At 58.5% G+C, this 13786-nt stretch carries 15 protein-coding genes; 5 read left to right on the forward strand and 10 right to left on the reverse strand.

Translation table 11 applies throughout. From position 1 onward, the window contains the following. Positions 1 to 289 precede the first annotated feature (289 nt). From PPTH39_RS09560 to PPTH39_RS09575, 4 genes are all read left to right on the forward strand, one after another. On the forward strand, positions 290 to 1435 hold the full coding sequence (locus PPTH39_RS09560; protein ID WP_095002978.1) for a serine hydrolase domain-containing protein: 1146 nt from the start codon (positions 290 to 292) through the stop codon (positions 1433 to 1435). A 110-nt stretch (positions 1436 to 1545) separates the two neighbouring features. Beyond that, entirely contained in the window at positions 1546 to 2664 is a 1119-nt protein-coding gene (locus tag PPTH39_RS09565; protein ID WP_130871910.1) for an OmpA family protein, read from the forward strand. 23 nt (positions 2665 to 2687) lie between these two features. Then, a complete protein-coding gene (pdxH, locus tag PPTH39_RS09570) occupies positions 2688 to 3335 on the forward strand; it encodes a pyridoxamine 5'-phosphate oxidase (protein ID WP_095002980.1) in 648 nt (215 codons plus the stop codon). A 190-nt stretch (positions 3336 to 3525) separates the two neighbouring features. Beyond that, positions 3526 to 3990, forward strand: a complete 465-nt coding sequence (locus PPTH39_RS09575; RefSeq protein WP_095002981.1) for an outer membrane lipoprotein — start codon at positions 3526 to 3528, stop codon at positions 3988 to 3990. 73 nt (positions 3991 to 4063) lie between these two features. Here PPTH39_RS09575 and PPTH39_RS09580 read toward each other — a convergent pair whose 3' ends face one another. The 5 genes from PPTH39_RS09580 to PPTH39_RS09600 all read right to left on the reverse strand — a co-directional run bounded on the left by PPTH39_RS09580 (position 4064) and on the right by PPTH39_RS09600 (position 9307). After that, complete coding sequence (locus PPTH39_RS09580; RefSeq protein ID WP_130871911.1) at positions 4064 to 4663, reverse strand: hypothetical protein; 600 nt, start codon at positions 4661 to 4663, stop codon at positions 4064 to 4066. 74 nt (positions 4664 to 4737) lie between these two features. Continuing rightward, positions 4738 to 5916, reverse strand: a complete 1179-nt coding sequence (gene nhaA, locus PPTH39_RS09585; RefSeq protein ID WP_095002983.1) for a Na+/H+ antiporter NhaA — start codon at positions 5914 to 5916, stop codon at positions 4738 to 4740. 358 nt (positions 5917 to 6274) lie between these two features. Next, positions 6275 to 7885 (reverse strand): NAD(P)/FAD-dependent oxidoreductase, encoded by a 1611-nt coding sequence (locus tag PPTH39_RS09590; protein WP_095002984.1) that lies wholly within the window; start codon positions 7883 to 7885, stop codon positions 6275 to 6277. Positions 7886 to 7975: 90 nt separating this feature from the next. Further along, positions 7976 to 8647, reverse strand: a complete 672-nt coding sequence (locus PPTH39_RS09595; RefSeq protein ID WP_170943756.1) for a COG3650 family protein — start codon at positions 8645 to 8647, stop codon at positions 7976 to 7978. 60 nt (positions 8648 to 8707) lie between these two features. Further along, complete coding sequence (locus PPTH39_RS09600; RefSeq protein ID WP_095002986.1) at positions 8708 to 9307, reverse strand: short chain dehydrogenase; 600 nt, start codon at positions 9305 to 9307, stop codon at positions 8708 to 8710. Between the two features lie 104 nt (positions 9308 to 9411). Here PPTH39_RS09600 and PPTH39_RS09605 point away from each other — a divergent pair, with 104 nt between their 5' ends. Continuing rightward, positions 9412 to 10320, forward strand: a complete 909-nt coding sequence (locus PPTH39_RS09605; protein ID WP_095002987.1) for a LysR family transcriptional regulator — start codon at positions 9412 to 9414, stop codon at positions 10318 to 10320. On the opposite strand, the gene PPTH39_RS09610 is transcribed toward PPTH39_RS09605, so the two are convergent. From PPTH39_RS09610 to PPTH39_RS09630, 5 genes are all read right to left on the reverse strand, one after another. Next, complete coding sequence (locus tag PPTH39_RS09610) at positions 10317 to 10820, reverse strand: DoxX family protein (protein WP_095002988.1); 504 nt, start codon at positions 10818 to 10820, stop codon at positions 10317 to 10319. The genes PPTH39_RS09605 and PPTH39_RS09610 overlap by 4 nt on opposite strands. Then, the gene (locus PPTH39_RS09615; protein WP_130871912.1) at positions 10817 to 11590 is read right to left on the reverse strand and encodes an HvfC/BufC N-terminal domain-containing protein; all 774 of its coding nucleotides are present in this window, start codon (positions 11588 to 11590) and stop codon (positions 10817 to 10819) included. The genes PPTH39_RS09610 and PPTH39_RS09615 overlap by 4 nt, the downstream gene beginning before the upstream one ends. Further along, the gene (gene bufB / locus PPTH39_RS09620; RefSeq protein WP_130871913.1) at positions 11587 to 12465 is read right to left on the reverse strand and encodes an MNIO family bufferin maturase; all 879 of its coding nucleotides are present in this window, start codon (positions 12463 to 12465) and stop codon (positions 11587 to 11589) included. Before bufB ends, PPTH39_RS09615 begins: the two co-directional genes overlap by 4 nt. A gap of 22 nt (positions 12466 to 12487) precedes the next feature. Next, positions 12488 to 12790, reverse strand: coding sequence for a BufA1 family periplasmic bufferin-type metallophore (locus PPTH39_RS09625; RefSeq protein WP_095002991.1), 303 nt, complete (start codon positions 12788 to 12790; stop codon positions 12488 to 12490). Between the two features lie 294 nt (positions 12791 to 13084). Continuing rightward, positions 13085 to 13786 carry an ABC transporter ATP-binding protein gene (locus PPTH39_RS09630; protein WP_095002992.1) on the reverse strand — a complete coding sequence of 234 codons (702 nt, stop codon included), beginning with the start codon at positions 13784 to 13786 and terminating at the stop codon, positions 13085 to 13087.

Genomic DNA, 13786 nt, shown 5'->3' on the forward strand with positions numbered 1-13786 from the left:
GCCGTCGCGAAATCAGACCCTGCGGTATGTCAGTTATACCCGCAAGTCAGGTTTTACGACGGCTGCGCCGCCGGACGCAGCCTCGCTCCGCGAGTCAGCTGCTACGAGATTTTTGCCATGGGTGTTTTGCCTTTTTTCACAAAAAAAACACGCCCTTGTTGATACTTTGCCCGCCGACTCAACAGCGCACAAAAATTGTGTGCTCAGAGCGCTTTGCTCTGTTTCAAAATCTTACTGGTGCTGGAACAATGCACGCCTTGTAGAGCCATGCTTGATCCAGGAGGTCCGGGTGCAGATTCAGGGTTTTCACGACCTTAACTTCGAAGCAGTACGCGAGGCGTTTGCCGATCTTTTCAATGATCCGCAAGAGCGCGGCGCGGCGTTGTGCATCCAGATCGGTGGCGAAACCGTTCTCGACCTGTGGGCCGGTACCGCTGACAAGGACGGCGAGCAGCCGTGGCACACAGACACCATTGCCAATCTGTTTTCGTGCACTAAACCTTTTACCGCTGTCACGGCGTTGCAACTGGTCGAAGAGGGCAAGCTGGAGCTGGATGTGCCAGTGGCCCGCTATTGGCCCGAGTTCGCTGCTGCCGGCAAAGAGTCCATCACGTTGCGTCAGCTCCTGAGCCATCGCGCGGGTTTGCCGGCCTTGCGCGAATTGATGCCGGCCGAGGCGCTGTATGAATGGCAAACCATGGTCGATGCACTGGCCGCCGAAACCCCCTGGTGGACGCCGGGCGAAGGGCACGGCTATGCCGCGATCACCTATGGCTGGCTGGTGGGCGAGCTGATTCGCCGCGCCGATGGCCGCAGTGCGGGCCAGTCAATCATGGCGCGGACGGCCAGGCCGCTGGGGCTGGACTTCCATGTCGGGCTGGGTGACGAAGAGTTTTACCGGGTGGCTCATGTTGCCCGCAGCAAGGGCAATATGGGGGATGCGGCTGCGCAGCGCCTGTTGAAGGCCATGATGAATGAGCCTTCATCCATGAGTACGCGGGCATTCACCAATCCACCGTCTATTATGACAAGTACCAACAAACCCGAATGGCGCCGAATGGAGCAGCCAGCGGCCAATGGGCATGGTAATGCCCGTAGCCTGGCCGGTTTTTATAGCGGTTTGCTGGACGGCAGCCTGCTTGAAGCCGAAATGCTGGAGCAACTGACCCGCGAGCACAGCGTCGGCGAGGATAAAACCTTGCGCACGCAAACCCGTTTTGGGCTGGGGTGCATGCTGGATCAGCCAACCGTACCCAACGCGACGTTTGGCCTTGGGCCAAAAGCTTTCGGTCATCCCGGGGCTGGGGGGTCGACCGGCTTTGCCGACCCGGATCGCGAGGTGGCCTTTGGATTTGTGACCAATACCCTAGGGCCCAATATATTGATGGATCCCAGGGCGCAAAAACTGGTTAGAGTACTGGCTGAGTGCCTGTAAGCAGGATTTGTAGGCCACAGGTCGGAACTCGGTAGCTTTTCTGTTTTCAATACGTTTTTTATAGTGGGCTTAGTGCCTCTTTAATTCTTAATTCATTGTGTGGATATTCAATGTCATCTAATAAGACCCTCGCTCTGGCTCTTTGCCTGGCTATTACCGGTTGCGCACAAACTCCACAGAATGACGCCGAAGGTGGCCACAAATGGTGGCAGTTGGGCTCGTCCGACCAGGCGTCGACTCCTGCGGATAAAACTGCAACTGTTGCGGCCAAGCCAGCAGACAGCAAAACAACGCCACCGGTAACCAAAACTGCCACCGCCCCAGCGGTCGCAGCCAAAGACAGCGGTTCCAGCTGGTGGCCTTTTGGCTCTGACTCGGCGAAAAAAGACACCCCGGTTGAAAAGGACAAAAAAGTAGCCGTCACCGCCGCGCCTGCCTCTGCAGCAGCCTCTTCGAAAAACTGGTGGTGGCCGTTTGATAGCGATGCCAAAGACGCCAAAACTTCGCCGGTTGGCGTGATCCCGATGCCGGATCCGAAAATTACCCAGGCCTGGCTGGACGAATATGAGCCTCGTCTGCGTACTGCAATCAAGGACACCAACCTGCAACTGGAGCGTCGCGAGAATCTGCTGATTATCGTGGCTTCAGCTGACAGTTCGTTCAAGGCCACCCGCCCGGACTTGCTGATGCCGTCCATGCTTGGCCCGTTTACCCGAGTGGCCAAAGTGGTTGAAGGCGACCCAAAAACCGCCGTGCTGGTGCTGGGGCATGCCGACTCTTCGGGCGCAATGGCGGCCAATACCCGTCTGAGCCTGGACCGTGCCAAATCGGTGGCAGCGATCTTCCGTATGAGCGGTTTGCAAGGTAACCGCCTGACCTTGCGTGGCATGGGTTCGGTGATGCCTCGCGCAGCCAACGACAGCAACGAAGGTCGCGCCCTGAACCGTCGGGTTGAAATCCTGATGACCCCGCAAGCCACCATGGTTGCCCTGGTCAGCAAATACAGCCAGCCAGTCCTCACCTCGGCCGAGCTGGTTGCGGTTCAGCCAGCTGTTGCTCCTTCTGTGGCCAAAAAGAATGCAGCACCGGCCAAGAAAGGCGTCGTAGCCAAAAAGGCTGCACCGGCCAAAAAAGCGGCCAAGCCAGCGCCAGCAAAAAAGCCGGTTGTCGCTAAAGCCAAAGCTGTTGCGGACAAGAAAGTTGCCGCCAACGATCAGGCCAAGAACTGACTGATTCAAGGAAGGATGGGGGCATGACTCAAGCACTGGCGGATATGCGACGTGACTACACCCGTGACGGGCTGGCCGAGGCTCAGGCCCCGGCCGAGCCTTTCGCGCTGTTTCATCAGTGGTTCGGCGATGCGGTGAAAACCGAGCAGCCACCGGTCGAGGCCAATGCCATGACCCTGGCCACGGTGGACGCCCGCGGGCGGCCGCATTGTCGGGTGTTGTTGCTCAAGGGGCTGGATGAACAGGGTTTTACCTTTTTCACCAACTACACCAGTGCCAAGGGCCAGCAGTTGGCCGAGCGCCCGTTCGCGGCCATGACCTTTTTCTGGCCAACCCTTGAGCGTCAGGTACGCATCGAGGGTCAGGTGGTCAAGGTCACTGCGCAAGAGTCCGATGCCTACTATCAGGTTCGCCCGCTGGGCAGCCGGATCGGGGCCTGGGCCTCGCCGCAAAGCCAGGTGATTGCTGATCGCGATGAACTGGTCGAGCTGCTCAAAGCCACCGAGGCGCGCTTCAGTGACAGCCAGCCCCATTGCCCCGAGCACTGGGGCGGTTATCGCTTGCTGCCCGAGCGCATCGAGTTCTGGCAGGGGCGCCCGAGTCGCCTGCACGATCGCCTCAACTATCGGCGTGAGGGGGCAGACTGGGTGCGTGAGCGCCTGGCACCCTGAAGGCACCCTCTACAGCAAGGCGCGCAATGCAAACCGGCTATTTCGCGCTACTCTTTGCGAAGTCTTGTGTGGGCAAACAGCGCTATTGTTACTGTACAGACGCTGAATAAAGCCCTTTTATCCGCCCTGTGCCGTGACAGGTTACCGGCTGCGGAGTTTAATGAATCCCTGTTATTTTGGAGTTGATCCCATGCGTAAGTCCGTTCTGTTGGTTGCAGCATTCTCTACCATGACTGTTTTGTTGGGCGGCTGCACATCGAGCTTGACCGGCGACACCTACTCGCGCGACGAAGCCCGACGTGTACAGACCGTTCGTATGGGCACCATCGTTGCCCTGCGTCCTGTGCAAATTGAAGGCACCAAGACCCCGATCGGCGCTGCGACTGGCGCTATCGTGGGTGGTGTAGGCGGCAGCGCCATCGGTGGCGGTCGTGGCAGCATCGTCACCGCAGTGATCGGCGCCGTGGCCGGTGGTTTGCTGGGCTCGGCAGCCGAGTCGGGCCTGACCAAGACCCAGGGTGTGGAAATCACCGTGCGTGAAGACGACGGCAGCACCCGTGCTTATGTTCAGCAGGTTGAGCCTAACCAGGTATTCCGTACCGGTGAGCGCGTGCGCATCATGACCGTTGACGGTACCAGCCGCGTTACCCAGTAAAACAGGCGACAGCGTAAAAACAAAACCCCGGCCAGTGCTAACTGGCCGGGGTTTTTTATGGCTGTAAAGCAGCTCAGGACGAGTGCTTGAATGCCTGCTCGGCCCCAGACAGCGTTATGGCGATATGGTCCAGCAAGCGTTCTGCCGTGTACTTGGGCATACAGCTGAAGGCCATCACCACCGCCAGCCCCAGTGTCAGGGCAGGTCGAGGGACCTGACTGACGTTGTACTGCCTGAGGCTGAACACAAATACGCAGGCGGCGACAGAGCCTATCAGCGCTCCGGCGATGGCTTCCGGCAAAGGGTGGATGGTGAGGGCGACGTAATTGATGGCGAACCACCAGGTCGCCAGCAACCCGACCCCGAGTGCAGGCCAGCGCAAGCGCTGATCAAGCTGTTGGCACAGCAGGTTGAGCAACACAGTGAAGACCAGGCAAGCATTCATGGCGTGGCCGCTGAATACGGCAATGCCCAGGTCATGCAGGCCAACGCCCCAGCCCTTGAACAGGATCTTGCTGACGCCCACCACCAGGTAGGCAGTCACCAGCACGCCCAACCACAGCAAAGCGATTTTTCTGGATGCGCCCAGCCATAACCAGGCAGCAATCACCAGCGCTGCCGGGAACATCACGGTGATGCCGGCGTATTGCACAATCTGCATTTTATCGACCACGTTTCTCTCTTTTGGTTGTTCACTCAGGCGGGCTGTGTCTCTGTGAGAGCCAGCCTGAGTGAGCAACATCAGGGTTACGCCACCGGCTGTTTACGGCTAAAGAACAGCGTAACACCATAGCCGATCAGTGCTGCGAGGATCGAGCCGGTAAGGATGCCCATACGGTCCATGCCTACATAATCGCTGCCTGCAACGAACGCCAGTGAGCCCACAAACAGACTCATGGTGAAGCCGATGCCGCACAGGATGGCCACGCCAAACACCTGGCCCCAGTTGGCGCCTGCCGGCAGCGCGGCCATGCCGGTCTTGATGGCGATCCAGGTCAGGCCGAACACGCCAAGGGTTTTGCCAATCAGCAAGCCTGCGGCAATGCCCATAGGCACATGGCTGACAAAACTGTGCAGGCTGACACCCGCCAGTGATACACCCGCATTGGCGAAGGCAAACAACGGCAGAATCGCGTAAGCCACCCAGGGATGCAGGGCATGCTCGATGCTCATCAGCGGTGAAGTTTCTGAGTTTTTGGTGCGCAGCGGAATACAGAATGCCAGCGTTACACCTGCCAATGTGGCATGCACACCGCTTTTGAGTACGCACACCCAGAGGATCAGGCCGACGATCATATAAGGTGCGACCTTGATCACTCCCATGCGGTTCATGGCAATCAGCGCGATCAGGCATGCCGCCGCCAGCAGCAGGGACACACCCGACAACTCGCTGGAGTAGAACACCGCAATCACGATGATTGCCCCCAGGTCATCGATGATCGCCAGGGTCATCAGGAACAGCTTCAGCGACACCGGTACACGCTTGCCGAGCAGGGCCAGCACACCGAGGGCAAAGGCGATGTCGGTGGCCATGGGGATGGCCCAACCGCCGAGAGCGTCCGGGTAATCCTTGTTGATGAACCAGTAGATCAGCGCCGGTACCACCATGCCGCCGATTGCCGCCGCGCCGGGCAGCACCACCTGTGAGGGCTTGGACAGCTGGCCTTCGAGCAGTTCGCGTTTGACCTCAAGGCCGATCAGCAGAAAAAACAAGGCCATCAGGCCATCGTTGATCCACAGCAGCGACGGTTTGGCAATTTGCAGGGCGCCGATTTGCACCGCTACCGGCACGTCCAGGAAGGCCGTGTAGTAATGGGAAAGCGGTGAGTTATTGACGATCAGAGCCAGAGCGGCCGCGGCAATCAACAGCAGACCGCTGGCAGCTTCCAACTGAAAGAACCGAGTGAAAGTGCTACGCAGAGGCAAGGTCGCTCTCCATCAATTAGGTAATAAGGTGCGACACCCTAACCTGTGGGGTTAGTGGTTAAAACAAAAACTATATTCTTTTTTGTTATAAGCAACGGCGTGCTCACACACCGCTCAAGAGCCTAGCAGTTGTGTGTCAAATTGAGTCTGATTTGTGCCTGTGAAGGCTGTAGGAAATAGACCCGCTTTGCTGGTTTTTCAGCAAGGATCCCGCCTGAAGAAGGAGAAGGCGGTGGCTGTGTGGGAGCGGGCTTGCTCTCGATACAGGCGCTACGGTCTGCCTGGCAAACCGTGGTGAATGCATCGCGAGCAAGCCCGCTCCTACATGTCAGGGCTGCAGCCCCTACCGAGTCAAAACCTAGGCTTCGATACCCAGAATGTCGCGCGCTACAGCTTCGGCAATACGGATACCGTCGACACCTGCCGACAGAATCCCGCCAGCGTAGCCAGCGCCTTCGCCTGCCGGGAACAAGCCCTTGACGTTAAGGCTCTGCATCGACGCATCACGGGTCATGCGCAGCGGCGACGAGGTACGGGTTTCGATGCCGGTGAGAATGGCATCATGCATCGAGAAGCCCTTGATCTGCTTCTCGAACGCCGGCAGTGCTTCACGGATGGCTTCAATGGCGAAGTCCGGCAGGGCCAGGGCCAAGTCACCCAAAGACACACCCGGCTTATAGGATGGCTCGACGCTGCCCAGGGCCGTGGACGGTTTGCCCGCAATAAAGTCACCCACCAGTTGCGCCGGGGCTTCGTAGTTGCTGCCGCCCAGCACATAGGCGTGGGATTCGAGACGTTCTTGCAGCTCGATGCCAGCCAACGGACCACCCGGGTAGTCTTCAGGCGTAATGCCGACCACGATGCCCGAGTTGGCATTGCGTTCGTTACGCGAATACTGGCTCATGCCGTTGGTCACAACACGGCCCGGTTCGCTGGTTGCCGCAACCACGGTGCCACCCGGGCACATGCAGAAGCTGTACACCGAGCGACCGTTTTTGGCGTGGTGCACCAGTTTGTAATCGGCAGCGCCCAGCTTCGGGTGGCCGGCATACTTGCCCAGGCGCGCACTGTCGATCAGCGACTGCGGGTGCTCGATACGGAAACCTACCGAGAACGGCTTGGCTTCCATATACACGCCACGATCGTGGAGCATGCGGAAGGTGTCCCGGGCGCTATGGCCCAGCGCCATGATCACGTGGCGAGCATTCAGTTGCTCGCCATCTGCCAGGATCACACCGGTCAGTTGACCGTTGTCGATCAGCACATCAGTCACGCGTTGTTGAAAACGCACTTCGCCGCCCAGCGCGATGATCTGCTGGCGCATATTTTCGACCACACCGGTCAGGCGGAACGTACCGATATGCGGCTTGCTGACATAGAGGATCTCGTCCGGCGCGCCGGCCTTGACGAACTCGTGCAGCACCTTGCGGCCGTGGTGTTTCGGGTCCTTGATCTGGCTGTAGAGCTTGCCGTCCGAGAACGTACCGGCACCGCCTTCGCCAAACTGCACATTGGACTCGGGGTTGAGTACGTTTTTACGCCACAGGCCCCAGGTGTCCTTGGTGCGCTGGCGCACTTCGGTACCACGTTCAAGAATGATCGGCTTGAAACCCATTTGTGCCAGCAGCAGCCCGGCGAAAATACCGCAGGGGCCGAAGCCGACCACAATCGGACGCTCGGTCAAATCCTGGGGTGCCTGGCCGACGACCTTGTAACTGACGTCCGGCGCTGGATTGACGTTACGATCGTCGGCGAACTTGAGCAGCAGCGGCGCTTCATCGCGCACACTCACATCGATGGTGTAGATGAAGCACAGTTCGGACGATTTTTTACGCGCATCGTAGCTGCGCTTGAACAAGGTGAAATCGACCAGGTCATCACTTTCGATGCCCAGGCGCTGCAGGATGGCAGGGCGCAGGTCTTCATCGGGATGGTCGATCGGCAGCTTGAGTTCGGTGATTCGTAACATTGACAGTGTCCAGTATCGGGGGCCAGGTAAACCCTGGCAGAACCGCTAATTGTAAGCTGCTTCGGGGCAATATGCGGCAACAGTTATCGGTTAGTCGTTACGGGCGCCACCAAAATAGCCGCAGCCGCGCTGGACCTGACCGTTGATCCGTAGCTCGGCGCTCAGATGTTGCACGCTGCCATTGGCACTGTCGGTGCAGCGTTGTGGGGCCACCCACAGCTCGATGCGCTGATTGTTGGCCTCGGTGGACAGGGAGAAGCGGCCATCGCCGACCTGTTCTTCAACGTAGGGCAGCGCCAGGTCGGGCTGGCCTTCGCGCTTGAGCACCATGCCCTTGCCCCCGGCTTGCACTTCCCAGGCCGGGCCATTGCCGTTGGCGTGCACGGTCACCTGCTTGAAGTTGGGATCCTGGCAGGCGCTGTTGCTGCGCTCCAGGCGGTAGAGTTGCTGCAGCTCGACTTCACCGTCTGTACCGGCTGTTGTGCTGGCGCTAAAACGGCCGCGGATATCGGCGAACAACTTGCCCGGTTTATTGGGCATGTAGGTCGCGTCCTGCACCAGCGTGGTGTCGGCGCTGTCACGAACTACATAGCGCTGTTGGCCGACGCAGGGTTGAAACACCAATTGACCATTGGCCGATACCAGCTCGCCCTGCAGGCGGGTTTGACCTGCGGTGGTGTCGGCAGGTTTGCTGCTGAACATCTGGCAACCGGCAAACACGGGCAGCAAGGCGAACAAAGCTAAGGAACGGGCAAAACGCATCATGGGCACTCCTGAAGGGTGTCGCCACGTTACTCAGCCTCGCGATGCATCACAAGTGATTCAACCTACGGTGAATGTCTGCCCGGTTTGCAAGCCTTCCACGCTTTTGGCGTAAGCCAGGGCCACATCGGCGCCCGATACAGGCTTGAAGCCGCGAAAGTACGGGGCGTATTTGTCCATCGCTTCTTCCAGGACCGTAGGGCTCACCGAGTTGACCCGCAGGCCCCGTGGCAACTCAATGGCGGCTGCTTTTACAAAACCGTCAAGTGCCGCGTTGACCAGCGCCGCCGAACTGCCGGTACGGATCGGCTCGCGGTTGATAACGCCGCTGGTGAAGGTGAACGAGGCCCCGTCGTTGGCAAACTCGCGGCCAATCAGCAGCAGATTGACCTGGCCCATCAACTTGTCCTGCAAACCGAGGGCGAAGTCGCTTTCGCTCATGTCAGCCAGTGCGGCGAACGTGACGTTACCGGCGGCACAGATCAGCGCATCGAAGCGCCCGGTTTGCGCGAAGAGTTGGCGGATTGATTCACTGTCGCTGATATCGACCTGATAATCCCCGCTTTTTCGACCAATTTCTACGATCTCATGGCGCGGTGACAACTCGCGGCGAATGGCAGAACCGATGGTGCCGTGAGCGCCGATCAAAAGGATTTTCATGTTGTGTGCCTTTGTGGATGACGTGAGTGCTCAGTCTAGTGGTGCTTTTTAAGTGGGATAAGCGCACTAATAGGCAACCTTTGGTTTTCATATGGAAACAATCCATGAGTGAAATGGATGATCTGGCTGCGTTCGCGGTCTTGATCGACGCTGGCAGTTTTACCTTGGCCGCCCAGCAACTGGGCTGCAGCAAGGGGCAGCTGTCCAAGCGTATCAGCCAGCTTGAGGCGCAGTTTTCGGTGGTGTTGCTGCATCGCACCACCCGGCGCTTGAGCCTTACGGCGGCTGGCGCGGCGCTACTGCCACAAGCCCAGGCGCTGGTGGTGCAAGTGGAGCGGGCACGTCAGGCACTTGCCCGGCTAAAGGATGATGTTGCAGGCCCGGTACGCATGACCGTGCCCGTATCCTTGGGCGAGACCTTCTTTGATTCGCTGTTGCTGGAGTTTTCCCGCGAATACCCGCAGGTGCAGATCGAGCTGGAGCTCAACAACAGCTATCGCGATATGGTGCGGGAAGGGTTTGATCTGGCGATACGCTCGCAGGTTGCCAGCCATGAACGGCTGGTGGCCAAGCAGGTGCTTAACTGGCACGAGATCACCTGCGCCAGCCCTGCCTATCTTGAGCAATACGGCGAGCCGGTTACGCCGCAAGAACTGGTCGAGCACCGCTGTCTGCTTAACAGCCACTACAGCGGTCGCGAGGAGTGGCACTACCACCGCCAGCATGAACTGCAACGAGTGCGGGTCTCGGGGTCGTTTGCCAGCAATCACTACAGTCTGCTGAAAAAAGCGGCCGTGATCGGTGCCGGCATCGCCCGCTTGCCCTCGTACATGCTTGGCTGCGAGTTGGCTGATGGGCGCCTGCGCGGCTTGTTGCGTGACTATCAAACGCGCAGCAACCCCATGTATCTGGTTCACCCTTATCAAGGCGGTTTGCCCAGGCGTACTCAGGTATTGGCGGATTTCCTGGTGGGCTGGTTCCAGAGTAATGGTGAGGCCATTGACCTGCTTTAACGAAAACGCTGTGCAATCAGATGATCAATCGACAGCGCACCCGGGCCCTTGGCCATCAAGTACAACAAGACCGCGATCCAGGTGCCGTGAGTCGGGTAGGCATCAGGGTATACGAACAGCTGGATGGTCATGCTCATGGCCAGCAGTGCCAGCGCCGAGAACCGGGTGGCCAAGCCCAGCAGGATCAGCACCGGGAAAACATGCTCGCTGAAGGCGGCAGCGTGAGCAGCCACCTCGGGGGAGAGTAGCGGGACTTTGTATTCCGTACTGAACAAGTACAGCGCAGAGTCAGACAGATGCGGCATACCGAGTTGAAAGGTGCCTTCAACCAGATCGATTGCCAAACCTTCAACCTTGGTCTGGCCTGATTTCCAGAACACCGCCGCAATGGAAAAGCGTGCGACAAAGGCGATCAGTGTGTCGGGTATGCAGTGCAACAGCCCGATTGCGCCTCCGATCCAGCGCTGTAGCAGGCCGGGGCTTATTGTTTGAGTATTCATGGCGAGGCCTCGAGGGCGGGTTGTAAGCCGGTGATGGTGTTATTGCTAATCAACAGTGCCAGGGCCTGGCCCAGGTTAAAGTCTGGGTCGGCTTCCAGGGCATGGGCCGCGGCCAACCCCAGGGCATTCCCCGCTTTGAGCAAGTGCACAAATACTGCGCACCCTGAGCTGACCGTGAATACCTCCACGCGCAATTCATTGCGTATTACCAGGACGCTTTGTGGTTGGCGCGTGTCCAGTCCCTGTATCTGTCCCTGGCGTTGGTGCGCCGCCCACAAGGACGCGATGGCGTAGGGTGAATGCAGCGATGCGACACCGGGGTGCAGTTGCAGGTGTAAATGGGGCAGCCCCTCGGGGCTGTTGAGCGCCTGAGCCAGCAGCCCGGGGTTTACGGCGCACACGTCTGCGGCGTGAAAGGCCTGCACACACAAACGCTCAAGGCGAGCCACGTCCGCCAGGTAGGGCACGCTTCTGGCGGGTGCAAAGGCATTGATAAAACCGGCGAACTGGCTGCCATAGGCGCTCATGACCGGGCTGTCGGGTGGGTGTTTTTGAATAAATATCTGCGCCATGGCCTGAAAAAAGGCCTCACCCACCAATTGCGCAACAACGGGATAGCTGGTGGCCAGCGCGTTGATCAGTCCGCTTTGCACATTGTTGCGATATACCGCGAAACGGCGGTCAAGGTCGCCGTTGTAGCAGGCAATGCCTGTGGGGGCGGGCGTGTGTGGATTGAGCAATGCTGCACTGAATGTATCTTGTAGTTTCATGGCTGCACCTGTGCGCTGAACAGGTAGCGGTCAGCCAAGCGGGCTTCCTGAAGCAGTTCGGTGAGAGGGGGCAGATGATTGTCGCGTTCGATCAGGGTGGCCATCGGGCCAATTCGGTCCAGTACTTGCTGGTACAGCGCCCATACCGCTTGATCGACAGGTGCGCCGTGGTTATCGATCAGCAAGCGTTGACCCAGGCTGTCTGCTTCTTCAGCAAAACCCGCCAGATGAACCTCACCTACGGCCTGAAGGGGCAAGGCATCGAGATAGACAACAGGATCGCGGGCGTGGTTGATGCATGACACATACACATTGTTTACATCCAGCAAAAGGCCACAGCCGGTACGGCTTATGACTTCCTGAATAAAACCGGCTTCGTCGAATTGGGCCTCGTCGAACTCGATATAGGTCGCGGGGTTTTCCAGCAGTATCTGGCGCTTCAACACATCCTGTGCCTGGTCCATATGCGCGCATACCCGGTGCAGCGTGGCGGTGTCATAGCGCAAAGGCAGCAGATCATTGAGGAATAATGGCCCGTGGCAGGACCATGCCAGATGTTCGGAAAACATCTGCGGCTGGTAACGCTCGAGCAATAGGCTCAGGCGGCGCAAGTGTTCGGTATTGAGCGGGCTTTCGCCGCCAATCGACAGGCCAACGCCATGAATTGACAGCGGGTAATGTTCGCGGATCAAGCCCAGGTAATGGTGGAAAGGGCCGCCAGCTACCATGAAGTTCTCGGCATGCACTTCAAAGAACCCGATGTCTGGGCGGCTCGCAAGTACATCCACAAAGTGCTCGGCCTTGAGCCCCAGCCCCGCACGAGGCGGGAGCCGGGGCGCACGAGGCGCGATAAGCGAAGCAAGCGGGCTGTGCATTATCAACACTCGGCGGCGCGGATCAGGACTTGCCTTTGTAGGCAGCCAGTTGGCCAAAGCCGGTTGGTGAGGTGTTGCTGGCGGTTTTTTCGCAGGTCCCTTTTGGGACGAGTTTCCAGGCATTGGCCTGATGATCGGTTTTGGCGGAGCCAGCACAGGTAGTGCCAGCGCCGGCGGCGCAATCGTTATGCCCTTTCATGGCAACCCCGAAGCACTTCTCCATGTCGTCGGCAGCCTGAGCGGGCAGGGCGGCAATACTCAGAGCCGACCCCAGAGCAAGAGCCAGGGCTGCGGCAGACAAGGTGCGGGTGGTTTGGTTTTTCATGGTGACTCTCCAGAAATTCCGGTAGCGATTGCTGCCGGGTTACCCAACTAGAGAGGCAAGGGGGGGCGTTGTTACAACTGATCTGAATTATTTTTATGTAGCCGATCGCAGCCTTTGCTCCTCGTCAGCGGCTACAGGAAAAACGTAAACCTGTGGGAACGAGCCTGCTCGCGAACGACCTTCGCGAGCAGGCTCGCTCCCACAATAGGGCTAGATATACAACAGAGTTTCGACAGCTTATGCGTCGTTTAACAAGAAACGGCCCCGAAGGGCCGTTGTGTGTCGCAGGCAGGTTTAGCCGCCCAGGTAGGCGTCACGCACTTTCGGATCGTTGAGCAATTGCTCGCCAGTGCCTTGCATCACCACCCGGCCGTTTTCCAGCACATAGGCACGGTCAGCAATTTTCAGTGCCTGGTTGGCGTTCTGCTCCACCAGAAACACCGTTACACCCTCATTGCGCAGCTGTTCGATGATATCGAAAATCTGCTGAATGATGATCGGTGCCAACCCCAGTGATGGCTCATCAAGCAACAACAGCTTGGGTTTGCTCATCAACGCACGGCCAATGGCAAGCATTTGCTGTTCGCCACCGGACATGGTGCCACCGCGTTGGGTAAAGCGTTCCTTCAAGCGCGGGAACAGGTGCAGAACCTTGTCCATTTGCTCCTCGTATTCCCGTTTTTCGGTAAAGAACCCGCCCATGGCCAGGTTTTCTTCCACGGTCAAACGAGCAAATACCCGACGCCCTTCAGGTACAACGGCGATGCTTTTGCGCATGATCTGGGCCGAGCTCAACCCCACCAGTTCTTCACCCAGGTAGCGAATGCTGCCGCTATGAGCCTGAGGCGAGCCGCACAGGGTCATCATCAGGGTCGACTTGCCGGCACCGTTGGCGCCGATCAGGGTCACAATCTCACCCTGGCGCACCTCTACATTGACGCTGTGCAGGGCCTGGATCTTGCCGTAAAAGGTCGAAACGTTTTCGAATTGCAGCAT

Origin of the sequence: Pseudomonas bubulae (genome assembly GCF_900618535.1) — a bacterium.
GTDB lineage: Bacteria > Pseudomonadota > Gammaproteobacteria > Pseudomonadales > Pseudomonadaceae > Aquipseudomonas > Aquipseudomonas bubulae.